This is a genomic window from Spirulina sp. CCNP1310, from assembly GCF_034932185.1.
GTDB lineage: Bacteria > Cyanobacteriota > Cyanobacteriia > Cyanobacteriales > Spirulinaceae > Spirulina.
The window spans coordinates 1-24,895 of the sequence record NZ_JAYGHW010000099.1 but is presented as its reverse complement, the minus strand read 5'-3'; the positions used below and the strand labels follow the sequence as shown (position 1 = coordinate 24,895).

Below are 24,895 nucleotides of genomic sequence, written 5' to 3'. Positions count from 1 at the left end.
TTCCCTCAAATTTCAGATTAGGATGGGCAATATTAGCAGCGAGTTATTGCAATACATCTATGGATATTCTGGCCTACACCTACGGTTATGCAGCCCACGAAGCTGAAGTCGGTATTACCTACGACTTTAGCGAGATCAACCTTTGGCAATCCACCCCCTGGCGATCGCTCTCCCACGGTTTATTGCTCACAAGCCTTTCCTTAGGGTTAATTGCGGGAACGGTGGCCATTGCTAACCCCGCCACCGCCCAAACCCTCCGCAGCGGCATGAATGGCGAAGCCGTTGCCGAAGTGCAAACCCTCCTCCGCAACCAAGGTTTTCCCATTGCCTACGGAGCCAATGGAGCGGGCCGTGGTCGTTTTGGCCCCCAAACTGAACAGGCTGTGCGCAATTTCCAAAAACGAGCCGGTTTAAGCGTCGATGGCATTGTTGGCCCCCAAACCCTGAGCCGATTGCGGGGGGGGGGTAACGGTACAGGCGGCCCCTCCCCCGCTCGTCCTAGCAGCAATGCCCGAATGCTCGGCCCTAATTCCAAAGGCGATCAAGTCGCGGAACTGCAAACCCTATTGCGCAACAAGGGCTACAGCATTTCCTACGGAGCCGATGGCAGTGGCCGGGGTGTTTACAACGACAGCACGATCAACGCTGTGCGGCGCTTCCAACAGGATGCCGGGATTAGCGTTGATGGCATTGCCGGCCCCCAAACCTTCGCCGCCCTCCGGGGTGGCACAGCCCCCGCTCCGGCCCGCGCCGCTGCTGCGACTGCCCCCTCCGGTTCCCAAGGGCAATACCGCATCAACACCCAAACCCGCCCCCTCAATGTCCGCACCGGCCCCGGTGAGCAATATTCCGTAGCCACTACCTTAGCCCATGGCACGGTAGTGAATGTCATCGGTCAAACCAATGGCTGGGCGCAAATTGCCCCCGGTCGCTATGTCACTACCCGCTTTATCCAAAAGATGTAAGCCTGCCAACTTCAAAGATCCCCCCGGCTACGCCGACCCCCTTAAAAAGGGGGTTAAATTCAGAACCCCCCTTTAAAAGGGGGCAGGGGGGATCTCGCTCCACCTCAAAGATCCCCCCGGCTACGCCGACCCCCTTAAAAAGGGGGTTAAATTCAGAACCCCCCTTTTTAAGGGGGGCAGGGGGGATCCTTCCCCACCTAGCCCTCAAAATTTAATGACCGATTGCATTATTATTGGAGCCGGCCCCGCCGGTACTGCCGCCGCCTACCACCTCGCTCGGCGCGGCCTGAATGTGTTAATCCTCGAAAAAGGGGAAAAGTTAGGGAGCAAATCCTGTGGCGGTGGGGTTTCTCCTGCCGTGGCGGCTTGGTTTGACTTTGATTTTGCCCCGGCGATCGCCACCACTGTTGATCAAGTCCGCTTTACCTGGCAACAGGGCGATCCCGTTGCAGCCCAATTACAAACTCAGCCGATGTGGATGGTGCAACGGCCCATCTTTGATCAATTCCTGCTCAATCAAGCCGAAACCGCTGGGGCCAAGGTACAAATGGCCACGGCAGTAACGGGGTTAAGCTTTGATGGTCAAGCTTGGCAGGTGGCTACGCATCAGGGAATGCTCACCGCCCCCTATGTCATTGCCGCCGATGGAGCCGGGGGGCCTTGTGCTGCTTGGTTGGGTTTAAAAGGGATGGGGAAGGGGGCGATCGCCGCCGTCGCTGCCCTCGTTGAACCCCCAAAATTCCCCCACCAAGCCCAATTTGATTTTGGTTCGGTAAAAAATGGCTTTATTTGGCAGTTTCCCCAGGGCGATCGCTCCGTTGTGAGTGCCGCAGTCATGGAAGGCAACAGCAAACCGGCAGAGTTAGCCCAACAATTGGGCCAATATCTCGGCAATGGGGCAACCGTAACAGCCATCCCGATGAACCTATGGCATCAGCAGCGGCCCTTACATGGCCAAAATTGCTTGCTGGTGGGGGATAGTGCCGGTTTAGCCGATCCCTTTTTGGCAGAAGGCATTCGTCCGGCGTTGCTCAGTGGTGTGAAGGCGGCGGAGGCGATCGCCGCTGCCCATGGAGGCGATGCCCAAGCCCTAGCCCGCTATAGCGAGACAATGCAAACCCTCTGGGGTCACGACATGGCCCTCGCCCAACGTTTAGCGGGCCTGTTCTATAAATTCACCAAACTCGCCTACAAAATCGGCGTGAAACAACCCCTTGCCACCCGATTAATGAGCCAGATCCTCTGTGGTGAATTGAGCTATTCCGCCGTTACCGACCGAGCTTTCAGAGCTTTGAAAAAGAACCTACTTCCTTTTGGTTAAAGCTCACATTTCGCAGGTTAAGGCCAATGATGCTAGTGAACGGTGCGTCAGGCACAATTCAACCATCAACATCATCATTGATCTGGTCTGAAGCACCTTACGATTCAATGGTAGGGTGCGTCAGATCGATAACCTAGGACGCAAAAGAGTAGCTTAACGGCTGACGCACCATTGATTGAGCAACCTGTGGAATGTCGGCTTTACAATTTAAGGTGATCAGCTCAATTGAGTAAAATTGAAACCCTGTAGGGGCGTTGGCGTAAGCCTGCCGAAGGCACAAAAATTTTTCGCCCCTACGCCAATTCGGGATCCAATCGAGCCAATTTCACCCTATTTTTTGAAGACTCGTTAAAAGTGGGCAGTGGGAAAGTTAAACTTTCCCTTTTCCTTCCTACAACAAACCCCGATGACGGATAAACAGCAAAATTGCGGCCCAAGATCCTAAAGCCACCTTCACCGCCACCAGCACATTGAGAATCGGAATCCAGCCCCCACTGATTAAACTGCCATATTCCCCCAGGGGCAACTCAATCCCCACCAGCAGTAAGACAGCGGCGATGATAAAGATCAATACCGTCACCTTTTCAGCGGTAGCGGCGTGCCACCGTTTATAAAGGGCCTCCATCCAATCAGCGGCGGCGGTAATCGCCACTAACCCGATCGCCGTTCCCCCAGCCACGCCAGCGGCAAAGCCTCCCCCTGGGCTGAGATGGCCCCGAATCGCTAGCTCAATGCCAATTAAGGCGGCGATGGTGGCCCCTAAACGAGCGAGGACAATGGAGGGGTGATCCGTGAATTGATGGACTGTTGTTGGCGGTTGATCATCCGCGAGGAGGAATTTCACCCCCATGATGGCAATGGTAAACACGACCACCTCAAAAATCGTGTCATAAAGACGGTTACGAAAAATAATCCCCGATACGGCATTGGGTACACCCGTTTCTTCCACAATGGGGGCAACCATCGCCAATTCTTCACCGGCAATCACCACGTTGGGAAACACCAACATTTTCAAGTACAGGGCAATGCCAGCGGCAAGGTAAATCCATTTCATGATCTTCCTCCAAGAAACCCCATCCCCTTGTGGGTGGGGATGGATAGGAGCGGCAATTGAGTGGGGGTCAATCCCCCCGAAATTGCCCATTCAGTAGCCATAAGCGTAGCCATCCTTCTGATGTAGAGGTTTACAGTAGTTGTGACTGATGCCTTGCAATAAACCGCTAGGATCAGCAATGTTGAAATACCCACTCGTTCGCACCGCAACCCGACCGATATAAGTTCCCGCCTTTTTAACAGAGGTGACAACCGCCTTGACGATATCCCCCGTCTGAAAGCCTTGGACAAACTTGAATCGAGGCACATAGCGAGTCGGGAAACCAAACTTGTCTGTGCGGCACATTTGCCCTGTGCCGTGTCCCGTTGCCTTGATCAGCAAGGGTTGCTCACTAAGCACGCTTAACTCCTCTGTTTCGCCCACACAAGCTGCATCAAAGTAATGGGTCTTGGGCAAACCCAAACGAGTCCGATTGAATTTCGTTCGACCTCCACTCCCTGTACTGACAGATAATCCAGTTGCTTTCAGCGCATTAAACAATGCCCATCGCGTTGTATTCACTACTGCTGCATCCTTGAGCGGTGCTTTTGCTTGGCTCAGGACTCGCTGGAGTAAGTCAGGCTTGCCCGATAGGAAGTCTTGAACATCCTGACTCCCCTTCGCCTGGTTGCACGAATGGCAAGCTAGGGTCAGATTCGAGACTCGATTCGACCCACCACGAGAACGGGGATGAATATGCTCAATTTCTAAAGGCAGATCCTTAGCCCCGCAGTAGATACATTGACGATTGAACTTCTCCAGTAGATACTCCCTGACTTCGTAGCCTTGGAGTTCGCCCTGTTGATACTCAACCCCACTGATTTCGGCATTCTCCAGCCGTTGTAAATCAAACCTGACTAACTCCTGAACGATGTTAGCCATGGGGGCCAGTTTGCTCAATCGCTTAACCCAGGTGACGGTGGTGTCCACTCGATGCTGCAAGCTGGGCGCAAGCCAACCTTGAGGACGAGTACGGTTGAGAAACCGAGCTTGACGATAGCGAGTCTTGCGATCGCGTCTGCTGCGCTGGAGTTGGCGGCGAGAGCGCAATGCCGCTTGAATCCCTTGCCCTCGGTGAATCAGTTCGGCAACCCAAATGAGTGCAGTTGTCTGGAGCAGAGCAATGCCTGTGACTTGAGAACCGGGGTCAAGTTTGAGGGTTAAAGGCTCTGGCGTGGCCTGTACAGCCTTGGGCAGAATGATGGTGAATGGATACATCCGAAACACCATCGCTTTGCCAGCTTTGAGCAATGACCGTGCCATGCCCGGAGTACAGGGCGTGAGCGGTTTGCGGTGGGTGTCAAGGACAAAAACGAAATTAGGAATAGACATTGTTGCGTCTCTTCTACTTGCGTGTAACGTTCGCTGCGCCAATGTTCAGAGCCGGTACTTTCCAAGTGGCACTGTCTTAACCCTCTAGGACTGTTTAACCACTTGGTTTTAGTGCTTGGGACTAGCGACGCATCCCAAGGTAAGAACTTTAACGCTTACTCTGAACGTAGACCGCTAAGGTCTGAGGCTGGTCAACTAAACTCACTGAGGTTTGAGGCTTTTACAGAGCTTCATCCCTTTGTGGGTGGGGGTGTTGACAGGGGGTTCGTGGGGGTGAATTCAGGGGCAGGGTTGAGGGTGGCCATTTGCTCTAGGGGCAGATGACTGCTGAGAATTTGATACAGACGGGGGACACGGGTTTGAATTTCGTAGGGGACGGGTTTTTTTTCGGCAGTGGGTGTAAAGCAAATGCCATGGACTTCTTTTTCCTGTAATGCTGCTGCTAAGGACTGCTGATCTGGGTAAGGGACTAACTCCAAACGCAGATGATAGGGGCGCAGGGGTTGGCGTAGACCATTGAGTAGGTCTTCTGGGGGTAGATCAGATTCGATAATCCCTAAGCGCATAATCAGCGAAGACCGCACGGCGATCGCATACAACGTAATCGATAACATCGTCCCCACCAATGCCTCCGTCAGGGCCACATCCGCCGCCCCAAACAGGGCATAAACCAGTGCCGCCACCGCCCCTAAAATCCCCCGCATCACGAGGGCATGGTAGGGATTAACTTGGACAATCACCAAACCAGCGGTTAAGGGCAGCAGGGCAGCGATCGCCACAATATAGATATTTTCTGGGTTGAAGAGATCAATCATCAGCCTCATCCCGATAGGAGCAATAGGCTAAAACATAGCCTAAAACAGTATTCCAAATTGCCAAAGAAATCAACGCCAAAATCAACAGTGGCCATTCTCTCGGAATTTTCAACAACAGCCCGGCGATCATGCTCATTGACCCCAAGGTATCAGAAACCGAGAGGCTATGGAGTTTAAACAACACGGAGCGATCGCCCACCAGGGGCAACGTTCCCCAAAACCAAAAAATCAAACCCAGAATCATTAAGCTATAACTCAATCCATCAATCATCGTTCGTATACCCCGGCTTCATCGGCGCGTTTAATCACATGGGCTAAGAGCATCAACGCCGCATTGCCCACACTTAAAATCAAAACCCCCACGACACCAATCATCCAATCATCCCGCAACACCGAAACAACGAGAATCATCATCGAAGTTTTGGTAGCAATGCTGGCAAAGGCGAGCATTTTTTGCCAGATGTGGCTATCTCGATAGGCTTCGTAAATGGGAATCAGTAATGCCAAAAGCATGGCGATAATAATACCATTCATGACTGTTCATCCCGCTCCACACTATGGATTTTATACCAACCATCCTCCTGATAGCTTAAGACAATCGTTTTCGGTGTAAACGTGATCAGGAAAATATCGAGAAAGATTAAGCCTGGTGTTCGATTCGGCCTGACTCGCCGCCGTAAAAATGCCTCTTTTTTATGGGGTAAAATCATGATCTGAAGGGCTTCAAAATAAGCAACTGGCACAGCGATAATGATTTCCCAGAACACCCGGATCCAATCTTTTAAAACTGGCAAACGGGGGGGATCATGGGGTAAAAGGATGGCGATCGCCACCCCAATCACGATATTCACCAGACTTAAATCTGATGTCAACAAAAACCAGATGATTAACCGCAATAAAATGCTCAGATAAACGGTCATGTTACCACCATCCAAAATAGTGCAGTGAGCATTAATGTCATCATGCCGATCAGGTGCTCAAGCTGTTCCCCGCCACGGGGTAGCTTAATGCTCCAGCGTTGCAGGATGAAACCATAGATTAAACCCCCCAAGGCAATGATGCCCAAGGCTTTCAGGGCATTCACGACGGTGTAGGCGGTAGGGCCTAGGCCATTGGCAGCGATGATCGCCCCCACCAGGAGCAAGAGAGCTAGGGATAGACCTTGAGTGGGTGGGGGGGCAGGGGTGGAGGAGAAGGGGATGAGGATAAATTTAGCCATGGCGATCGCCGTTCCCACCGCTGCAATATTTAACACCATAGCCTGCCAAGGGAGGACATCCTTCACCGCTACGGTTTTAGCCGCAAACCCGCTTAAACCCGGTAAACCGGCAATGGAAAGGGCGGCGATCGCCATCCCTCCCCTCAAAACAGGGGGGATGGGAACCTTGGCCAATTGAGAAAACTGGCGACTGGGCAGATTTCCGGAAATTAAGAACAAGGCAGCCTTACTGCATCCATGGGTGAGGGCATAAAATCCCGCGATGGGAGGAGACACCAGCATAAACCCCACTTGCGAAACAGTGCTCAAAGCCAGGAGCCGTTTCGTATCCGTTTCCCAAATGGCATAAACCACCCCCAACAGCGCGGTAGCCATGCCCAACATCGCTAAAATCTCCCCCACTTCCGGCACAATCAACGCACAGCGCACCAACGGGAAGATCCCCGCCTTGATCACGACCCCCGATAACAGCGCCGAAACCGGCGTATCCGCTTCGGAATGGGTGAGCGGGAGCCACAGACCGGAGATAAAAACCCCGCCTTTGGTGAGTAAGCCAAGGATGATCAAGGCGATCGCCTCCGGCGGAGCCGCCCCCAACCCCCCAAAGGCAAAGGAATGCTGAGACTTATACACCAGCAACGCCCCAACGAGATAAAACAACATGGCGGTATTGCTGACGAACAAATAGCGCAACCCCACCCACAAAACGCGATCGCTCCGGGTATAGGTCATCAACAAAAATGCCGCAATCCCAATCACCTCCACCGCGACATAGAGGCTAATAAAATCAGCACAGACAAAAACAGCGTTAACGCTACCGTGGAGAATCACCAACTGGGTATAAAAAAACGTCGATTTGCCCGTTTGCCAGCAGTAGAGCAACACCGCCAACGTCACAATCCCATTGGTGAGAATTAACGCGCCACTCAACCCATCGATTTGTAATGTCACCCCAAAATGATCGAGAAATTCTAGGGTTTGGGGCAAGGGCCGCAACAGTTGCACCGCACCATAGATCATTGATGAGAGGGCAACCACTACGGCCAGGAGGCGACTCAGTTTAGGGAAAAGGTTAATACTAAAACCAATAAAAAAGGGAAGGGCAATCCAAGGAATCACCCCAGGAATCTCGGCAATTAAAGGATTCATGGCGTGTTATGGGTTTCGATCTGGTCAGTTTCTAAGGTGGGGTTATTGCGGGCTAATTTCATAACCCCCACTAACATCAAGGCTTGGATCGAAAAGCCAATCACAATAGCCGTTAAGATCACCGCTTGGGGAACAGGATCGGCATAAGGCCCTGGCGTAGATCCGGCAGCAATGGGGGTATAAAAGCCACCCCTCGCAGCAATGAGGACGTAGTAGGCGATCACGCCGGTACTCATCACATCCATGGCGATGATCTTCATCATCAGGTTCTTTTTAAAAATGATTCCGAAAAACCCTATAAGCAGGGTTCCAAAGATATAAGCTTCTAAAACGGACATGGGGGAAGGTTTCCTCAACAGGCCAACCTTTAATGTAAAGGAATTCTTCTCATTTGGGGATCAGTTCTGTCCCTCGTTACCCTAGAATTACTAATCACTGTGATTATTAAGTTATATTGCAGGCGAGGGGATGGGTTTTTCCGGATTGGGGCGATCGTGATACCGTCTAGGGGTGTTGATCGACCGTCATTTTTTTCAGGAGGAGATTCGTTTTGATGACCCCATTGCCCACCGAAACAGACCTAGGTCGCGAAGATATCTGTGAGTATGTGGCTCAACTCCAGCTTCACATGACGTTACAAGCCCGCAATCTTGTCCCTTCTCTGACCCAAGACGGCAGTCTCCAAGATAGCCGCAGTCAGCTACTCCACGACACCCAAGCCCAAATCGAGAAGTTTGCCTCTCGCCAGTGGCTCTAAACTCGATTGCCCATTGATTTTTTTGGTGAGGGTGAGCATTGCTCACCCTCTTTGCATGATCGCCCTCTCGCCCTCCTCAACCGGGATCCCAATGCCGCCGCTGGCTCAATCCTTGTTGATGTTTCTGAGGAGGGCGCGAGATTCCCCTACAGGAGGGCCATGGGGAATTATTCGATTTCGATGGATTGGGGACTTTGAGGATCAGGATTGCCATTGCTCCCTGCCATGGTTTGGAGGCCTTGCTTTTCTAGCCAGGACTTGACGGGATCTTCTGCCAGGTTGAGGCGTAGAGCGCCGGCAAAAAATCCACCCAGGAAGGCTGTGGGGTTGCCGAGGATTTCCTGACTAAGGGGAGAGAGTTCGTCAAACAGCGGCATGGTTTCGTTGGAAAGTGGAGGACTTTATGGAGAGTTTAACCCAAAATCTCCGTCCGATGTCACAAATCTTAACCTAAGATGGAGAATCAGCAATCTTTTCAACCCAGCGATCATGCGTTATTTCATTGCCCTGATTTTCGGGCTATTTCTTTCGATGGGCCTCCTGTGGGCTACTCCCGCCCAAGCGGGGAGTTCTTCCCTGATCCGTGCCTACGATGATGTCAAGGTGGAAACAAAAGACTTCCACGGGGCGAAACTTCAAGAAGCGGAATTTGCTAATACCGCTCTGAATGGGGCGAATTTCAGCGATGCCGACCTGATTGGCGCTGTGTTTAATGGCTGTAGTCTACGGGGGGCAAATTTTAAAAATGCCGATTTTCGCACCGGGATCGCCTACCTCAGCGATTTCAAGGGGGCAGACCTCACCAATGCTCGCATTAGTGAGGCGATGCTGCTGCGTTCTATCTTCACCGATGCGATCATTACCGGCGCAGATTTCACTGATTCTGTTTTAGATCGGGATCAACTTAAAGCCCTCTGTGTCCGGGCTGAGGGGGTGAACCCGATCACCGGCATCAGCACCCGCGATTCACTCCAATGTTTTTAAGGATGTGAGATCGAGATCGGGATAGGCCTGGAGGAAGGCGAAAAGGCGACGGCCTATGGTGGCCACTCCGCCAGCAAGATTCGTTTCGACATTCAAGGGCATGACGGGATCATGGAGGGAGAGGCGCAACAGAAACCAACCCTGTTCCCCTGAGCAGGCTACCCGTACCCCTTCGTAGTTTTGAGGGGCGATCGCCCAATCCTCCTGACTCGCGGCAAAGCTGGTTAAATCGTCAATCACCTGCTGGCCATAGGTTTTAAATTCGGGGGTTTTGATCGTCAAGCGAAACTCTTGACTTTCCAGGGGTTCTGCGAGGGAGGCGATTAAATCGGAGAGCGATCGCCCCTCCCCCTTCGCCCGCGCCAACTCCACCAATAGCTTACTCACCAAATAGGCCCCATCATCAAGGAAATAATTTTCCCGCATTGCCCCATGGCCAGAGGTTTCAATGGCTAACCAAGATGCTTGCCCCGTGGCATTGAGGCGCACCGCTTCGTTAATCACATTTTTATAACCCCGTTTAAAGCGGTGATGAACTCCCTTGAGTTCCCCCTCAATAAATTGGGTCAACCCATCGGAGGTAATGGAATCCGTCACCACCGTTGAGCCGGGATGTTCCCGCAATGTAATCGCCGCAATTAGAGCAATTAAGCGGTTGCGGTTCAATTCCTGCCCCGTGGCATCCACCGCCGCCCCCCGATCCACATCCGTATCAAAAATAATCCCAAAATCTGCCTTTTGGGTAAGCACCGCATCGACAATGGCGGCCATGGCGGCGGCATTTTCCGGGTTGGGGACATGGTTGGGAAACATCCCATCCGGCTCTAAAAATTGGCTGCCGGTGGTATCGGCTCCCAAAGGTTCTAAAACCTGACTCACATAAAACCCGCCGGCCCCATTGCCCGCATCAACGACAATGTTTAAACCCTTAAGGGGGTGATCATAATCTTGGGGATCATTCACTCCGGCCCGGATCATCGCCACCAATTGCCCGGCGTAGGTGGTCATGAAATCCTGGGGCGCGATCGCTCCCGCTGTTGCTGCCGGTACAAAAGTATGGGCAGCGGCTAAATCGAGGATGGTGCGAATATTTTGCTTTTCTAGACCCCCTTGGGCGGTGAAAAATTTGCAACCGTTGCGATTAAAGGGCAAATGGCTGGCGGTGAGCATGATGCCACCATCGCAGGGATTCAGATCCCCGTCAGCATGGGCAAACGCAGGGGTGACGGTGGTCATAAACATTGCGGGGGTGGAGGCGATGCCGAGATCGTAAACCCGCACGCCAAGGGAGGCTAAACCCGCCATGATGCTGGCCATCAGTTCGGGGCCAGAAAGGCGGCTATCGCGGCCGACGGCGATCGCCAACTCCCCCACCGGCTGCCCCCTTTGCTCACTCAGCCAATGGGCAAACCCCATGGCAATGCGCTGGGCAATTTCCGGGGTGAGGTTCACCGGCTCATCGGCAACGCCTGGGAGGGCAACACCGCGAATATCAGAACCGTTTTGCAATTGATACCAATGGATCTCAGTCATGGTCGAGGGATTCTAGAAGGGATGGGGCGCGGGTAGGCCACGCCCTCCACAGCCTAGCTTGAATTCTTGGGGGCCTAGATGGGCCTTAAGGGTTTTTCAACTTAGGATACAGTTGGAGAGATTGAATTTTTTCCCTAGATTCATGACGCTCAAAGTCGTTTTATTTGATTTCAATGGCACGATCATCAATGATGAAGCCATTCATGCTGCCCTGATCCAAGACCTGCTGTTGGCGGAAAATTTGCGCCCCGATGGCACGGATTATCAACGCTGCTGCCTAGGACGGAGCGATCGCGCCTGTTTGCGAGATTTACTCCGTCAACGGGGCCGGATCGTCTCCGATCAATACCTCAACCAATTGCTGGAACGCAAACGCCAAGCTTACTTGGCGAAAATTTCAGCCCTGGACAAGCTGCCCATCTATCCCGGTGTGACGGAGTTTATCCACAAGCTCCACGGCGTATCCCTGCTGTTGGGCGTGGTGACAGGGGCGGGCCGGGAGGAAGTGGAGATGGTTTTGGGGCGATCGCAATTGGCCCCCTATTTCAGTGTCATTGTCACGGGGGATGATATCCCCACCAGCAAACCCGATCCCCTGGGCTACCTCTTAGCGGTGGAGCGGTTGCAGCGGCAATTTAGCGATCGCCACATTGAACCCCACCATTGTTTAGCCATTGAGGATAGTTTAGTCGGCATTGAAGCGGCGAAAAATGCCGGGATGCAGGTGGTGGGGGTAGCGCAAACCTATCCCTTCCATATGTTGCAGCGTCAGGCCAATTGGACGGTGGATAAGTTCACCGAATTAGAACTAGAGCGCGTCGAAGCGGTGTTTGCGCGGCAGGATTTGGAGTCGCCGGTTTAGGGGGGGTTGAAAAATGGCGATGCTCGGTGCTAGGATCTGCGATCTAGCGGGGAATTAGCTCAGTTGGTAGAGCGCTGCGATCGCACCGCAGAGGTCAGGAGTTCAAATCTCCTATTCTCCATGTTTGCATCTTTGAGAGGATCCCCCTAAGTCCCCCTTAAAAAGGGGGATGCCATCTCATCCCAAGAAGAATTTGGGTTAGGGTTGGGATTCGAGGTGATGGAGGAATTCCACCAGTTCGCTATCGGTGAGGAATTGGCGCGATCGCTTCCCGTAGGTTTCCATGATGTAGGTGCGGCCCTGGTCACTCGTCCAGCCCAGCCGCTTCAGTTCTAAATTGGTCTTGGCGATAATATCGGAAAAATCAATGGGTTCCCCAGGGGCGGCGGGGGGTGGGGCTGGGGTAAAGGCTTCCGGCGGTAGGGGTTCCGGCTCTTCATCTGGAGGGAGGGGATCGTCAAAAATTGGGGGTTCTGGGCTGGGATCGGAGGCGATGGGGGTGCGCTGGTTCCCGACCGGGCTTTGCCCATCGTGGATCGCCACAGTATCCTGCATTGCCGCCGGTTCTGCCGGAGGTAGGGGATTGCTCACGTCCGTAAACGAGGGAACCGTGGCCGCTGGAGGCGGTGCGGGTTTAGCTGGGGGGATCATGTCCTGAGGTGGGGCGGGTTGAGGGGCGATCGCCTCTTTCACCACAGTTTGAGGAACAACGGGGGCTACTGCTGGCGGGATGGATTGCCCTTGATCGGGGGCAATGGCGGCTAATTGGGTGAAGAGGGCCAAGGCGCGATCGCGGGCTTGTTCCTCCGCTGCTTCCACCGTGGGGGCAGCACTCAAGGCCGTGGCGATCGCCTCTCCCCCAACGGTCAAACAGCAGCGCACCACATATTGCCCCTGTTCATAAAGCACCAATTCAGAAAGAATGCCCCCATCGGGGTGCTGACGGCGAAATTGTTCAAGTCCCATACTTTGCTCTGATTCTGTAGCGTTGACGGCGTACCGCTCTCTTTTCCAGTTTAGCGGGGGAATGGCCCCTATAGTAAATTAGATCGGGATGTTAATTTGGGAGCAAAGGCAAGACCGCCCCTGATGTAACCCGATAGAAGCAGTATTGAATGAGAGCGTTGAGGTTGAGAATCCTATGATGAGCATAAAACGTGGATTGAGTTTGGGGATGGCGATCCACACTAGCGCAGTGATTGCCCTCCTCCTTTTGGGCGGTTGTGGCGGTGAGCCAGAAACAACGGAGACGAGCGCAGCCCTTGCGCCGGAGCATGAAACATCAGAGCCAGAGGCGGCCCCAGAACCGGAAACTGATCCCGAACCGGTGGCAGCGGCTCCGGCCAATCCCCCCACGACCCCGACCGCGCCCCCTGTAGCCATGGATACCAGTGGTTATCCGGAAATTGTCACGATTACGGAACTACAACCGGGGGATTTAATGTGTTATGCGCAAGTGATGGATCAATCGGGGCAGGTGTTTGAGATCGGGGCGACGTTTGAGATTTGCGATCGCCGCGATCAGTTAATGAATCAAGTCGTCCGCCTCGCCTATCAGCAGGAAAATGTCCCCGATTGCGAAAGTGCTGAACCCTGCGGCCGCAGTCGCACGGAACGGTTGATCACAGAAACCATTATTCTGGGTGAGCAATGGTCGGTGTTCAGTAATGGGAGTTGGACGGTAACGGTGGGGCAAATTGAAACCTGGAATGGCCAAAACAATACCGGCAACCTCACCTACTATGGTTGCGATCCCCAAGGGAATTGCCTCGCCCTCAGCGGTGGAGCGATTACCTGCCGCGATGGGATGTGTTATATGGCTTGGCGCAATGGGAATTATACCTACACCCTCGCCTCAGAAATTGGCGAAGAAGCCAGTGGGGATACTCGTTTACTCGTCTTTGAAGGCGAAAAGGAAATCCTCAATACCGGCGGCATGGATGAGATTGCCACCAGTGAATCCTAACCGGCAAACATAACAAATCGTTACAAGCAGGGGCGATCGCCATCGGGGGTAGGGGCGATCGCCCTACACTATTGATTATTTTAAAAGCCACGAAAAATTAAACCCTAAGCCCTCCATGTTTCCCACCCATCGCCCCCGCCGTCTCCGCCAAACCGACCCCCTGCGCCGCATGGTGCGGGAAAATCAACTCACCCCCAATGACCTGATCTATCCCCTCTTTGCCGTCCCTGGTACAAGTGTGGCGAAAGAAGTCACCTCGATGCCGGGGGTCTATCAACTTTCCATTGACAAAATTGTTGAAGAAGCCAAAGAAGTCCGGGATCTGGGGATTCCGGCGGTGATTCTCTTCGGGATTCCCAACGAGAAAGACAACGATGCCACCGGCGCTTGGCATGATTGCGGCATTGTCCAAAAAGCCGCCACCGCCATTAAATCCGCCGTTCCCGATCTGGTGGTGATTGCCGATACCTGTTTGTGTGAATATACCGCCCATGGCCATTGCGGTTATTTAGAAGTAGGCGACCTCACCGGCCGCGTCCTCAATGATCCCACGCTGGAATTGTTGAAAAAAACCGCCGTTTCTCAAGCCCAAGCGGGGGCGGATATTATTGCCCCCTCAGGGATGATGGATGGGTTTGTCACTGCCATTCGCGAAGGCTTGGATGCAGCGGGCTTTACCGATACGCCGATCCTCTCCTATGCCGCCAAATATGCCTCCGCCTACTATGGCCCCTTCCGGGATGCGGCGGAATCTGCCCCCCAATTTGGCGATCGCCGCACCTACCAAATGGATCCCGCCAATGGTCGCGAAGCCCTCAAGGAAGTGGCCCTCGATATCGAAGAAGGGGCCGATATGCTCATGGTCAAGCCCGCCCTCGCCTATATGGATGTGATCTGGCGCGTTAAAGAAATGACCAACCTCCCTGTCGCCGCCTACAACGTTTCTGGGGAATACGCTATGGTAAAGGCCGCTGCCCTCAACGGTTGGGTGGATGAGGAACGCATTGTTCTCGAAACCCTCACCAGCTTTAAACGAGCCGGGGCAGACTTGATCCTCACCTACCATGCTAAAGATGCCGCCCGCTGGCTCTAGTACCCCAAGGCAGAAAGATGAAGGCAGCAGGATGAAGGATGAAGGCAGAAATGGGAATCTTCCATGGGCTAAGGGTTCTGCCTTGTCGGTATGGTTGGGTGATTTCCGCCGCGCTGTACTAGGCTCAAGGGTTGAATCGGTCTTGATCAACCCCCCCAAGGAGGATTAAGGCTAGAATTCAAGCCAACCCGTTGATCTATTCCTCGCCCGATCTCAAGGAGAATCTATGCGTGCAGTGCTGATGGCCGGTGGTTCAGGAACCCGGTTGCGTCCCTTAACCTGTGACCTCCCGAAACCGATGGTTCCCATCGTCAATCGGCCCATCGCTGAACACATCATCAACCTCCTGAAACGCAACGGTATCAACGAGGTAATCGCCACCCTCCATTACCTGCCGGATATTATGCGGGATTATTTCCAGGATGGCAGCGATTTTGGCGTACAAATGACCTATGCCATTGAAGAGGATCAACCCCTGGGGACGGCGGGCTGTGTCAAAAATATTGAGGAGTTGCTCAATGATACGTTTTTGGTGATTAGTGGCGATTGCTTGACGGATTTTGATTTGCAGGAGGCGATCGCCTTCCACAAAGCCAACCAAGCCCAAGCCACGCTGATCCTCACCCGCGTCCCCAACCCCATGGAGTTCGGCGTAGTCATCACCGACACCAACAACCGCATCACCCGCTTTCTCGAAAAACCCACCACCAGCGAAGTTTTTTCCGATACCGTCAACACCGGCACATATATCCTCGAACCGGAAGTCCTCCGCTACCTTCCCCCCAACGAAGAATCCGACTTTTCCAACGATCTGTTTCCCGAACTCCTCGAAGCCGGAGAACCGATCTACGGCTACATTGCCGAGGGCTATTGGTGCGATGTCGGCCACCTCGATGCCTACCGTGAAGCCCAATACGCCTGTTTAGAAAAACGCATTCATCTCGATTTTGCTTACCCCGAACAGTCCACCGGCCTCTGGCTTGGCCACAATACCTATATTGACTCTTCCGCTCGCATCGAACGCCCCGCCCTGATTGGGAGTAACTGCCGCATTGGCCCCAGGGTACATATTGAAGCGGGTACGGTGATTGGTGATAACGTCACCATTGGGGCCGATGCCGATTTAAAACGACCGATCATTGCCAATGGTGCGATTATTGGGGAGGAAGCCCATCTGAGGGCCTGTGTGATTTCCAGGGGAACCCGTGTTGACCGTCGCGCCCATATTCTCGAAGGGGCAGTGGTTGGCTCCTTGTCCACCGTGGGGGAAGAGGCCCAAATTAGTCCAGGGGTCAGGGTGTGGCCCAGTAAGAAAATTGAGTCCGGAGCAATCTTAAATATCAATCTCATTTGGGGAAATATGGCGCAGCGCAATCTCTTTGGGCAGCAGGGGGTATCGGGTTTAGCCAATATCGACATTACGCCGGAATTCGCCGTTAAATTGGGGGCAGCCTATGGCTCTACCCTCAAGCCTGGTGTGATGGTGACAGTCTCGCGGGATCAGCGGGCCATTTCCCGGATGGTGAGTCGGTCAATGATTGCCGGGATGATGTCGGCAGGGGTGGGGGTGATGAATTTGGAATCTACAGCGATTCCCTTAGCCCGCACAATTATCCCCACCCAAAATGTCGAAGGGGGTGTCCATGTCCGCCTCCATCCCGATCGCCCCGATTCGATTTTGATTGAATTTTTCGATCGCAAAGGCATCAATATTTCCAAAGCGAAAGAGAAAAAAATCGAGGGGACGTATTTTAAAGAAGACCTGCGCCGCGTCGCAATTTCTGAAATTGGCACAATGAGCTATGCCTCCCAAATGCTCGAAGCCTATAGCCAAAGCTTTGAACGGCAATTGAATGTGGAAGCGGTGCGGATGAGCCACGCTAAGGTGGTGATTGATTATGTCTATGCAGTATCGGGGGCGATTTTGCCCCAGTTGTTAGGGAAATTTGGCTGTGATGCGGTGGTGTTGAATGCCAGCTTGAATCAAACGGCGGTATCGAATCAGGAACGGGAAGGGCTGCTGATGCAGTTGGGCCATGTGGTGGAGGCGGTGAAGGCGAATTTTGGCGTGCAGGTGTCTGCCAATGGGGAGCAGTTGATTTTAGTCGATGAGGGGGGGTTGCCAATTCGGGGCGAATCCCTCACCGCGTTAATGGTGAATATGATTCTCACTGCCCATCCCCGCAGTACCATCGTTGTGCCGGTGCAGGTGTCCAGCGCCGTGGAGCAGATCGCCCGTCGCCATGATGCCCATGTGATTCGTACCAAAGCCACCCCGACAGCTTTGATGGAGGCTTGCCAGATGAATCAGGGGGTAGCGTTGGGGGGCAGTGCGGAAACGGGTTTTATTTTCCCGCAGTTGCACCCCGGTTTTGATGCGATGTTTTGTATTGCCAAGATGATTGAGATGTTGACGGTGCAGGAGCGATCGCTGGAACAGGTGCGGGCGGATCTGCCCCGCATTTGCTACAAATCCTATACGATGCGCTGCCCTTGGACGGTAAAGGGGGCGTTAATGCGCCATCTGGTGGAAACCCATGCGGCGGAAAATCTGGAGTTAATCGACGGCGTGAAAATTATTAACCGCCAAAATGATAATTGGGTGCTGATTCTCCCCGATGCGGAGGAGCCGATTGTCCATCTCTATGCCAATGGAGAGGATCGCGATTGGGTGGAGTTAACGATTAAGGAATATCGCCAACGGGTGCAGCAGTTTATCGACCAGGAACAGGGTACAGCCGTGATTCATGTCTAGTGCCTTTGTACCTTTTGATGCCCACCTTCACCTTTCAGCTCCCGATGGCGGGAGGGTGAAGGTGGCATCGGGGTTAAAACGTAAAGGTTAGTCTCAACGTACCAATGAGAACGCTAGGGTTGCGAGTGGTTTGATTGGGAGCCGCGAGCCAAATTAACCCAGGGGTGATCGAAACATGGTCGTTGATTTGATAGCGGTAAAATCCCTCAAGATGCCAGGGGATAGCATTTCCAGGAATTAAATCCGTAAAATCTTCCCCTAAATTGGAGCCAAACCAATTGTTACCCGTGCGGAAGGGTTCCGGCACTCTGGCACGAGTGGCGTAGGGAGAGGCTCCCACCACTAGGCCCCCTAAGTGACCTGGGCCGCCTAGGTCAGGAAATGCCAGAGAAACACCATAGGTGAGAATATCGGCAGAACTGTCAGCATAGGGGGTATTGCCAAAGAAAAGGGGTAGCCTGCCACCGGAGGTGTTGACCTGGTTATAGGCAAACCAACCGTTGACGGCGAATTTAGGGCTGACCTCCCATAATGCGCCGATTCCATAGGAACTAACCCGTGATTCTTGACTGGGAACGACGGGGAAGTTGGCGAGGGTCGTGCCTTGGTCGGCGAAAAAGATCGGTAGACTGGCTACTGGCCCCCCGACGTTATGACGACTGTAACTATAGGTTAACCCGAAGGAAAAGTTTTCACTGGGGTTAAGGGTGAGTTGAGCGAGAGCGGAATAACGACCGTCAAAAAGTCCACCACTGAAGGGACGATTGGCTTGGGGTGGGGTCGGGTCATTGGCATAACTGGCCAGATATCCGGCGCTGAAACTGAGGCGATCGCTCAAATGATGGGTAAACCCTAATCCCGCCCCTTCAAAATTGTAAATGGCACTGCGTTGCCCAAACAGAGAGAGGGAACCCGTTCCGCCATTATCATCATCCCAAAAACTGAACGTCGTGGGGACATAATCATGATGTTCACCGCCAAATCCCATGATCGTCAGTTGCGTTTGACCACCGAGGGGAAATTGATAGCTGAGTTGCGTGAGGCCAAGGCTGTTATCGCCGGGTAAAGAGCCAATGTCATTAAAGGTTTGTTGTCCTTCGGGGGAAAAGTCAGCTCCCCCTTGATATCCCCGTAGGGGCGATGGGCCATAGCGTAAACCCCGAGGCCCGGGTGCTCCGTCACCGACGGGACGGTTGGGATGCAGCAGGTTGCCACTGGTGAGACGGATTTTAAGTTCATCTTGACCGGAAAAACTGGTGAGGAAATTGAGCCGCACACGATTGCCAAAGATGGGGTTTTGGGGTGGGGTGCGAACGTTGATTTCTCCAGTGGGGCTGAAAATAGCGGGAAAAGTGGAGGTGGTGTCGCTGCCTGCCAGAACATGGGTGAGGGCAAAAATCACTTCTCCCCTCAGTTTCGTGGTGGTGGAGAATTGGTGATTTTCTAAAAATGCGGTTCGACCCTCAAGGTGATCAACGCGATCGCCCAAGGTGGTTAACTCCGCCTCAAATTCGCCCATGAGACGCTCTAGCTCCTCTAGGTCTTCACGAGTGGCAAAATCAGCGGTGGATTCAGCGATCAGGCGTTGGATTTGCTCGAAGCAAGCATTTAAACCGGCGGCAAATTCGTAACGACTGAGGGCGCGATCGCCTCGAAACGTGCCGTCTGGATAGCCAGATAAACACCCATAACGTTCCCGAAGATTCTGGAGGGCCGTAAAGGCCCAGTCCCCAGGAGAGACATCCCGCAACCCAGAAACGGAGTTGATTTGACCCATGGGGGGGCTGCTGAGGTTGAAATGCTCAAGAGTTTGAGCCAAGACGGGAAGGGGCGAGAAGGCGATCGCCCCACTGCCTAATCCCAACAGGAGAGTCCCCAGTCTCCCCATGACACTGGGGGGTAGATACCGCACAGATGTTGACATTGTTGTGTTTCCTCACAAACCTTTTCGGTAAACTTGCCGTATTTTTTTAAGAATGATAATCATTCTTGTACAAGTGTGAGTATGATAATCATTATCACTAAAAAAGGCAAGGGGGAAGCATTGCAATGGCTGAAACACAGAGAGGGCATAGCGTGCAGGTCAAAAGTCCGGGCTGGTATCAGGCTTTACGGTTAGAGGAGCGTTTAGTGTCGGGACAACCGGGGGCATCTGGTAACGAGAATCGCCACCTAGAACGCTGGCGACAGCAAACCCCCTTTCAGCAAGAGGAGTATTGGCAGCAAAAGTTAGCGAGGGAAGGAATCAGCGAGGATCTGTGGTGTGCAGTCCTGGGGGAGTCTCCGGAGTCCCTGGCGCACCGTTTAACGCCTCCCCAGTGGTTGAAACAACTGGAGAGCGCCTTTGGGCGAGCAGATTGGGATAATATTCAGATTGCCTCCGGTGCAGATTTAGCGGAGGAGCGTTTGATGGTGGGGTTGCTCCATTGGGTGCGGCCGTTACTCAGTGAGGTGATCGCCCGTTTAGAGACTCAACTCCCCCCTTCGCCCCCCTCTTGGGGTGTAGACAGCCTTAAACGCCTCTTACTGGGCAATTTGCCTGAACAACTGCTCAACTTCATCAGTCAAACACTTACCCTAGAGTTAAATGTCGCTCGTTTAAAGGGTCAACTCTCAGGAAATACGGCAAAAGAACGGTTTCTGGACTTTATTGAACAGTTAAAACAGCCTGATTATGCGATCGCCCTTTTTGAAGAATATCCCGTCCTCACCCGGCAATTAGTCCTACACCTAGAGCAATGGGTGAACAGTAACACAGAACTGATCCAGCGTCTGGTGGAGGATTGGCCCTTGATTTGTGCTCACTTCACAGCGCAACCCCCCGGACAACTGCTAAAAATTCAACAGGGAGCAGGCGATCGCCATTGTGAGGGGCGTTCCGTCACCATCTTAGAATTTAGCAACCTGAAGCTAGTTTACAAACCTAGATCCCTCGCCATTGATCAACAATTCCAACAGCTTTTAGAGTGGTTTAATCCCCACCTTGAGATCCCCTTCCCTCAAGTTAAAATCCTCAATCAAGGACAATATGGTTGGATGGAATACATCACCTCAGCCAGTTGTCAAACCTCCGTTCAAATTGACCATTTTTATCAAAGAATTGGTCATTACCTAGCTCTTCTTTACACATTAGAAGCCACCGATTTTCACCTAGAAAACCTCATTGCCGCCGGAGAAAACCCCGTCCTCATTGATCTAGAAACCCTCTTTCGTCCCGAACGAATCGATCCCAACAGTCCCGAATCCTGTTTAATTGCCAATCAGAAAATAGCACAGTCGGTGATGAGCGTTGGTTTATTACCTCAACGCATCGCACTTAAAGAAAAATCCCCCGGTTTTGATGCCAGTGGTTTAGGGGCAGTGGGAGGAGAAACCCTACCCACCAGCAGCGCGCAACTCAGTGCAATTGGCACAGATCAAATGCGCGTTACCCGACAACCTGATATTCTTCCCTCGGCTCACAATCAACCCCAACTAGAGGAAAAACCCGTTCAAGTTTGGCAATATCAGAACTCAATCCTACAAGGTTTTACCACCCTTTATCATCTCTGTTTAAGCCACCGTTCTCAACTGCTTAATCATTGGCTCCCCAAATTTGCGAACTGTGAAATTCGGGTCGTTTTGCGCGACACCCGCCTTTATGGATTACTCTTAAAAGAAAGCTATCACCCCGATCTTTTACACAACGCCCTTGAGCGCGATCGCTTCTTTGATCACTTGTGGGTTGACGTTCCCCACCGTCCCAGTTTAACCCAAATTATTAACCTCGAAAAACAAGCTCTATGGCGAGGGGATATTCCCTTTTTTACCACCCACCCCAACTCCCCCCACTTAGTCAGTGAAGGTCAAGAAATTGCCAACTTTTTTCAACAATCTGGATTAGAACGAGTTAAGCAGAAAATAAACCAATTAAGTGAAGAAGACTTACAGCAGCAACAGGGATTTATTCAAGCCTCTTTAAATAGCTTAATTTTACAAAAAGCTGAACAGGATCAAGATCCTAATAATCTCGATTACTTACAGTTTACTCCCTTAAGGATTTCCCAAGATTCAGCCCATTCTAGCCCTCTCCCCCAAAGACTAATCAACATTGCTCAACACATTGCCTCTCATTTAGAAAGCTTAGGCATTATCGAAAAAAATAAAGCCGCTTGGTTAGGATTAGGTACAGTGGGAGAGGGACATTGGACTCTTAAACCTTTAGCCTGGGATTTATTTGAAGGACTTTCCGGCATTACCCTTTTTTATGCCTATTTAGGCGCGGTTTCAGCCGATTCTAATTATACAAAGATCGCTCAAAAATGCCTTAATACCATCCTCATACAAACCCACTTTGATCAGCCTTTTATTCAGTCCATAGGGGGCTTTAATGGCTGGGGAGGATTAATTTACACCCTCAGTCATCTCGGACACCTTTGGCAGCAGCCAGACCTGTGGCAACAAGCTTTAAACTGGTCTGAAAAACTTCCCGCATTAATCCTTAAAGACGAGAGTTTTGATATTATCTCCGGTGCGGCTGGATGTATTTTAGGCTTAATCAGTTTATCTTGCTGTATTCCTGAACCAAGCCTGAAAAAAATTACCCAAGACTGTGGAGATCATTTATTAGCAAAAGCTCTCACTATGCCCCAAGGGATTGGTTGGCTAACCTTACCGCCTCGACAGCCTTTAAGTGGCTTCTCCCATGGAGTGGCTGGCATTGGTTTTGCTCTGGTAAAATTAGCTAAATTTACTGGAGAAATTCGTTATCAATCCGCCGCACTAGAAGCTTGGAAGTATGAGCGCAGTTTATATCGAACACAGCAGAAGAATTGGTGTAATGCGCCTAATGAACCTCTGGGTTTTTCCGTGGGGTGGAGTTATGGTGCAACAGGTATAGGCTTAGCGCGTTTGGGTGGAATTAATGGCTTAGATTCTGATGAGATTCAGGCAGAAATAAAGGTCACCATTGAAACTAACTTACTGGCTTTAGAGCAAGGATTGAACTGGAATAATCACCAAGAAAATCATTCACTCTGTAACGGAATTTTTGGGCGTTTAGAGTTTTTGCAGTCAGCTATTTTGTGGCAGAAAAGCAATCATTGTTTAAGTCCTAAGCTAGAAAAAACTTATACGGATTATCTCCATTTGACTCTGGAGAGCTTAGAGCAGATGGGGTGTCGTTGTGGTGTTCCGGGGGGTGTAGAAGTATTAGGCTTAATGACAGGTTTAGCCGGGATAGGGTACGGAGCTTTACGTTTAGCTGAACCGGAAAAAGTTCCCAATATTTTACGCTTAGAGCCACCTAAAAATTATTGAACTTTCTGAGAATTTATCGCTATTTTAAAAAGCTCAAAGAGAAATGCTCTATAAAGTCGTTCTACAACACAATGAAGAAGATTGCGGAGCCGCTTGTTTAGCTACAATTGCTCAATATCATGGTCAGATTTTTGCCCTCAGTCGTGTCCGCCAAGTGGCAGGCACAGGCGCATTAGGCACAAATTTACTCAATTTAAAGCAAGGGGCAAAAGCCCTCGGTTTTGAAGCGAGAGGGGTTAAGGTTAACTTAGATCTCATTCAACAGGATATTGTCCCCTTACCGGGAATTATTCATTGGCAAGGTAATCATTGGGTCGTTTTATATGGCACAAAAAAACAACAATATATTATCGGAGATCCTGCGGTAGGATTACGGTATCTATCCCAAGCTGAATTATTAGCAGGTTGGGATAATGGGGTGATGCTTTTATTACAACCTCGTCCTAATTTTAACCTTCAACCCGATGATCGTCATTTAACTACAGGTTTTCAACGATTAAAACAACGGTTTTGGCAACAACGCCATCTCTTGTTACAAGTCCTAGGGATTAATCTAGTTTTTGGGCTACTTTCTCTCACTTCTCCCTTCTTTTTACAATTGCTCACCGATGAAGTGTTAGTGCGTCAAGATGTTTCTTTTTTAAATAACTTGATGATTGTTGTTTTTGTTTCTAATTTATTCCGTAGTGGCTTAAGGTTTATTCAATCCTACATTATTACCTATTTTGCGCAAGGGTTAGAATTAGATCTGGTTTTAGAATTTTGTGCCGCTTTACTCAAACTTCCCCTGACCTATTATGAATCTCATCGCAGTGGTGAGGTGACTAGCCGTTTACGAGATATTCAGGCGGTGAATCAATTTATTTCTCAGGTGATTATTTTACTCCCTAGTCAGTTTCTCATTGCTGGGGTATCTCTGGGGTTGATTTTTATTTATGATTTTCGTTTAGTTTTAGCCACCCTAAGTTTAGCGGCTATTATGACTTTAGCCACGGTTGCTTTTTTAAAGCCAATTCAACAAAAAACCCAAAGTCTTTTAGCATTAACAGCAGAAAACCAAGGGGTGTTAATTGAAACCTTTAAGTCAGCTATTTTGCTCAAAACAAAAAGTGCCAGTGCAGAGTTCTTAGAGGAGTTTCAATCTCGCTTTGGGCGGCAAGCTCATCTCAATTTTCAGCGTTTAAAGTTGGCTCTGGGAAATACGGCATTTTCTAATTTAGTGTTTTTACTAGGAGAGGCTATATTTCTTTGGGTGGGTAGTCAGTTAGTCTTTACTGAAAATCTCACCATTGGTCAGTTGGTGGCTTGTAATATCATGAATCGTAATTGCTTGGCTTTGGTAGTTAGTTTAATTGAATGGGTAAATCAGTTTATTTTTGTTAAAATTGCTTTGCAACGGCTCAATGATGTGACCGGGAGTCAGTTGGAAGTTCAGGAATTAGAACAAAAACCTTGGGTCAATTTAGCAGCAAATGATGAGATTCTTTTTGAAGATTTAACCTTTTATCATCCGGGGCGTTTAGAGCTTTTAAAGAATTTTTCGCTGCGGCTATCAGGAGGACAAGCGATTGCGTTAGTGGGGGCTTCTGGTTGTGGGAAAAGTACCTTGGTGAAGTTGCTGGCGGGGGGTGCATCTCAATTAGGAGATGAGTAAATATACTCATTACAATTCCTCCTCAAAAGCCTACATAATTTAGACACTGTTGACCACCTTTGACCCATGACTCCCCAAACGCAGGCTGAACTCCAGCAA

22 protein-coding genes and 1 tRNA gene are annotated in these 24,895 nt (G+C 51.3%); 11 read left to right on the top strand and 12 right to left on the bottom strand.

From position 1 onward, the window contains the following. Positions 1-59 precede the first annotated feature (59 nt). The gene (locus tag VB712_RS19005) at positions 60-965 is read left to right on the top strand and encodes a peptidoglycan-binding protein (protein ID WP_323257648.1); all 906 of its coding nucleotides are present in this window, start codon (positions 60-62) and stop codon (positions 963-965) included. 214 nt (positions 966-1,179) lie between these two features. Beyond that, a complete protein-coding gene (locus VB712_RS19000) occupies positions 1,180-2,286 on the top strand; it encodes a geranylgeranyl reductase family protein (RefSeq protein WP_323257646.1) in 1,107 nt (368 codons plus the stop codon). Positions 2,287-2,677: 391 nt separating this feature from the next. Here the strand turns inward: VB712_RS19000 and VB712_RS18995 are convergent, their stop codons facing one another. The 8 genes from VB712_RS18995 to VB712_RS18960 all read right to left on the bottom strand — a co-directional run bounded on the left by VB712_RS18995 (position 2,678) and on the right by VB712_RS18960 (position 8,232). After that, positions 2,678-3,340 (bottom strand): Na(+)/H(+) antiporter subunit B, encoded by a 663-nt coding sequence (locus VB712_RS18995; protein ID WP_323257644.1) that lies wholly within the window; start codon positions 3,338-3,340, stop codon positions 2,678-2,680. 90 nt (positions 3,341-3,430) lie between these two features. Continuing rightward, entirely contained in the window at positions 3,431-4,705 is a 1,275-nt protein-coding gene (iscB, locus tag VB712_RS18990) for an RNA-guided endonuclease IscB (RefSeq protein ID WP_416236399.1), read from the bottom strand. Positions 4,706-4,941: 236 nt separating this feature from the next. Beyond that, positions 4,942-5,526: a DUF4040 domain-containing protein gene (locus VB712_RS18985; RefSeq protein ID WP_323257640.1), complete on the bottom strand. Its 585-nt coding sequence runs from the start codon at positions 5,524-5,526 to the stop codon at positions 4,942-4,944. Continuing rightward, complete coding sequence (locus VB712_RS18980; RefSeq protein WP_323257638.1) at positions 5,519-5,797, bottom strand: monovalent cation/H(+) antiporter subunit G; 279 nt, start codon at positions 5,795-5,797, stop codon at positions 5,519-5,521. Before VB712_RS18980 ends, VB712_RS18985 begins: the two co-directional genes overlap by 8 nt. Then, complete coding sequence (locus VB712_RS18975; protein ID WP_323257636.1) at positions 5,794-6,060, bottom strand: hypothetical protein; 267 nt, start codon at positions 6,058-6,060, stop codon at positions 5,794-5,796. Before VB712_RS18975 ends, VB712_RS18980 begins: the two co-directional genes overlap by 4 nt. Further along, complete coding sequence (locus VB712_RS18970; RefSeq protein WP_323257634.1) at positions 6,057-6,446, bottom strand: Na+/H+ antiporter subunit E; 390 nt, start codon at positions 6,444-6,446, stop codon at positions 6,057-6,059. The genes VB712_RS18975 and VB712_RS18970 overlap by 4 nt, the downstream gene beginning before the upstream one ends. Continuing rightward, a complete protein-coding gene (locus VB712_RS18965; RefSeq protein ID WP_323257631.1) occupies positions 6,443-7,894 on the bottom strand; it encodes a cation:proton antiporter in 1,452 nt (483 codons plus the stop codon). Before VB712_RS18965 ends, VB712_RS18970 begins: the two co-directional genes overlap by 4 nt. After that, a complete protein-coding gene (locus tag VB712_RS18960) occupies positions 7,891-8,232 on the bottom strand; it encodes an NADH-quinone oxidoreductase subunit K (RefSeq protein ID WP_323257629.1) in 342 nt (113 codons plus the stop codon). Before VB712_RS18960 ends, VB712_RS18965 begins: the two co-directional genes overlap by 4 nt. Before the next feature lie 215 nt (positions 8,233-8,447). Here VB712_RS18960 and VB712_RS18955 point away from each other — a divergent pair, with 215 nt between their 5' ends. Beyond that, positions 8,448-8,651, top strand: coding sequence for a hypothetical protein (locus VB712_RS18955; RefSeq protein ID WP_323257627.1), 204 nt, complete (start codon positions 8,448-8,450; stop codon positions 8,649-8,651). A gap of 167 nt (positions 8,652-8,818) precedes the next feature. On the opposite strand, the gene VB712_RS18950 is transcribed toward VB712_RS18955, so the two are convergent. Next, positions 8,819-9,028: a hypothetical protein gene (locus VB712_RS18950; protein WP_323257625.1), complete on the bottom strand. Its 210-nt coding sequence runs from the start codon at positions 9,026-9,028 to the stop codon at positions 8,819-8,821. A gap of 112 nt (positions 9,029-9,140) precedes the next feature. On the opposite strand from VB712_RS18950, the gene VB712_RS18945 reads away from it, so the two are divergent. Then, complete coding sequence (locus VB712_RS18945) at positions 9,141-9,635, top strand: pentapeptide repeat-containing protein (RefSeq protein WP_323257623.1); 495 nt, start codon at positions 9,141-9,143, stop codon at positions 9,633-9,635. Here VB712_RS18945 and VB712_RS18940 read toward each other — a convergent pair. Next, positions 9,618-11,168, bottom strand: a complete 1,551-nt coding sequence (locus tag VB712_RS18940; RefSeq protein WP_323257621.1) for a phosphomannomutase/phosphoglucomutase — start codon at positions 11,166-11,168, stop codon at positions 9,618-9,620. The genes VB712_RS18945 and VB712_RS18940 overlap by 18 nt on opposite strands. 142 nt (positions 11,169-11,310) lie before the next feature. On the opposite strand from VB712_RS18940, the gene VB712_RS18935 reads away from it, so the two are divergent. After that, entirely contained in the window at positions 11,311-12,030 is a 720-nt protein-coding gene (locus VB712_RS18935) for an HAD family phosphatase (protein WP_323257619.1), read from the top strand. 48 nt (positions 12,031-12,078) lie between these two features. Then, positions 12,079-12,151, top strand: a tRNA-Ala gene (locus VB712_RS18930). Between the two features lie 77 nt (positions 12,152-12,228). Here VB712_RS18930 and VB712_RS18925 read toward each other — a convergent pair. After that, the gene (locus VB712_RS18925; protein ID WP_323257618.1) at positions 12,229-12,996 is read right to left on the bottom strand and encodes a hypothetical protein; all 768 of its coding nucleotides are present in this window, start codon (positions 12,994-12,996) and stop codon (positions 12,229-12,231) included. A gap of 178 nt (positions 12,997-13,174) precedes the next feature. Here VB712_RS18925 and VB712_RS18920 point away from each other — a divergent pair, with 178 nt between their 5' ends. From VB712_RS18920 to VB712_RS18910, 3 genes are all read left to right on the top strand, one after another. After that, positions 13,175-13,996, top strand: coding sequence for a hypothetical protein (locus tag VB712_RS18920; protein ID WP_323257616.1), 822 nt, complete (start codon positions 13,175-13,177; stop codon positions 13,994-13,996). A 115-nt stretch (positions 13,997-14,111) separates the two neighbouring features. Further along, the gene (gene hemB / locus VB712_RS18915; protein ID WP_323257614.1) at positions 14,112-15,089 is read left to right on the top strand and encodes a porphobilinogen synthase; all 978 of its coding nucleotides are present in this window, start codon (positions 14,112-14,114) and stop codon (positions 15,087-15,089) included. Between the two features lie 226 nt (positions 15,090-15,315). After that, positions 15,316-17,844, top strand: a complete 2,529-nt coding sequence (locus VB712_RS18910) for a mannose-1-phosphate guanyltransferase (protein WP_323257612.1) — start codon at positions 15,316-15,318, stop codon at positions 17,842-17,844. Positions 17,845-17,917: 73 nt separating this feature from the next. On the opposite strand, the gene VB712_RS18905 is transcribed toward VB712_RS18910, so the two are convergent. Further along, the gene (locus VB712_RS18905) at positions 17,918-19,768 is read right to left on the bottom strand and encodes an iron uptake porin (RefSeq protein ID WP_323257609.1); all 1,851 of its coding nucleotides are present in this window, start codon (positions 19,766-19,768) and stop codon (positions 17,918-17,920) included. A gap of 125 nt (positions 19,769-19,893) precedes the next feature. Between VB712_RS18905 and VB712_RS18900 the strand changes: the two genes are divergently transcribed. Together VB712_RS18900 and VB712_RS18895 are read left to right on the top strand one after the other, a co-directional pair. Continuing rightward, positions 19,894-23,142: a type 2 lanthipeptide synthetase LanM family protein gene (locus VB712_RS18900; protein ID WP_323257607.1), complete on the top strand. Its 3,249-nt coding sequence runs from the start codon at positions 19,894-19,896 to the stop codon at positions 23,140-23,142. Between the two features lie 43 nt (positions 23,143-23,185). After that, positions 23,186-24,796: a peptidase domain-containing ABC transporter gene (locus tag VB712_RS18895; RefSeq protein WP_323257605.1), complete on the top strand. Its 1,611-nt coding sequence runs from the start codon at positions 23,186-23,188 to the stop codon at positions 24,794-24,796. The last annotated feature ends 99 nt before the right edge of the window (positions 24,797-24,895 follow it).

Excerpts from the sequence above, each read along its gene's own strand:
- VB712_RS18955 (WP_323257627.1), top strand. The coding sequence starts at position 8,448 with ATGACCCCATTGCCCACCGAAACAGACCTAGGTCGCGAAGATATCTGT.
- VB712_RS18950 (WP_323257625.1), bottom strand. The coding sequence starts at position 9,028 with ATGCCGCTGTTTGACGAACTCTCTCCCCTTAGTCAGGAAATCCTCGGC.
- VB712_RS18935 (WP_323257619.1), top strand. The coding sequence starts at position 11,311 with ATGACGCTCAAAGTCGTTTTATTTGATTTCAATGGCACGATCATCAAT.
- VB712_RS18965 (WP_323257631.1), bottom strand. The coding sequence starts at position 7,894 with ATGAATCCTTTAATTGCCGAGATTCCTGGGGTGATTCCTTGGATTGCC.
- VB712_RS18905 (WP_323257609.1), bottom strand. The coding sequence starts at position 19,768 with ATGTCAACATCTGTGCGGTATCTACCCCCCAGTGTCATGGGGAGACTG.
- VB712_RS18910 (WP_323257612.1), top strand. The coding sequence starts at position 15,316 with ATGCGTGCAGTGCTGATGGCCGGTGGTTCAGGAACCCGGTTGCGTCCC.
- VB712_RS18995 (WP_323257644.1), bottom strand. The coding sequence starts at position 3,340 with ATGAAATGGATTTACCTTGCCGCTGGCATTGCCCTGTACTTGAAAATG.
- VB712_RS18925 (WP_323257618.1), bottom strand. The coding sequence starts at position 12,996 with ATGGGACTTGAACAATTTCGCCGTCAGCACCCCGATGGGGGCATTCTT.
- VB712_RS18985 (WP_323257640.1), bottom strand. The coding sequence starts at position 5,526 with ATGATTGATCTCTTCAACCCAGAAAATATCTATATTGTGGCGATCGCT.
- VB712_RS19000 (WP_323257646.1), top strand. The coding sequence starts at position 1,180 with ATGACCGATTGCATTATTATTGGAGCCGGCCCCGCCGGTACTGCCGCC.
- VB712_RS18900 (WP_323257607.1), top strand. The coding sequence starts at position 19,894 with ATGGCTGAAACACAGAGAGGGCATAGCGTGCAGGTCAAAAGTCCGGGC.
- VB712_RS18920 (WP_323257616.1), top strand. The coding sequence starts at position 13,175 with ATGAGCATAAAACGTGGATTGAGTTTGGGGATGGCGATCCACACTAGC.
- hemB (WP_323257614.1), top strand. The coding sequence starts at position 14,112 with ATGTTTCCCACCCATCGCCCCCGCCGTCTCCGCCAAACCGACCCCCTG.
- VB712_RS18895 (WP_323257605.1), top strand. The coding sequence starts at position 23,186 with ATGCTCTATAAAGTCGTTCTACAACACAATGAAGAAGATTGCGGAGCC.
- VB712_RS18945 (WP_323257623.1), top strand. The coding sequence starts at position 9,141 with ATGCGTTATTTCATTGCCCTGATTTTCGGGCTATTTCTTTCGATGGGC.
- VB712_RS18975 (WP_323257636.1), bottom strand. The coding sequence starts at position 6,060 with ATGAATGGTATTATTATCGCCATGCTTTTGGCATTACTGATTCCCATT.
- VB712_RS18970 (WP_323257634.1), bottom strand. The coding sequence starts at position 6,446 with ATGACCGTTTATCTGAGCATTTTATTGCGGTTAATCATCTGGTTTTTG.
- VB712_RS18960 (WP_323257629.1), bottom strand. The coding sequence starts at position 8,232 with ATGTCCGTTTTAGAAGCTTATATCTTTGGAACCCTGCTTATAGGGTTT.
- VB712_RS18980 (WP_323257638.1), bottom strand. The coding sequence starts at position 5,797 with ATGATTGATGGATTGAGTTATAGCTTAATGATTCTGGGTTTGATTTTT.
- VB712_RS19005 (WP_323257648.1), top strand. The coding sequence starts at position 60 with ATGGATATTCTGGCCTACACCTACGGTTATGCAGCCCACGAAGCTGAA.
- VB712_RS18940 (WP_323257621.1), bottom strand. The coding sequence starts at position 11,168 with ATGACTGAGATCCATTGGTATCAATTGCAAAACGGTTCTGATATTCGC.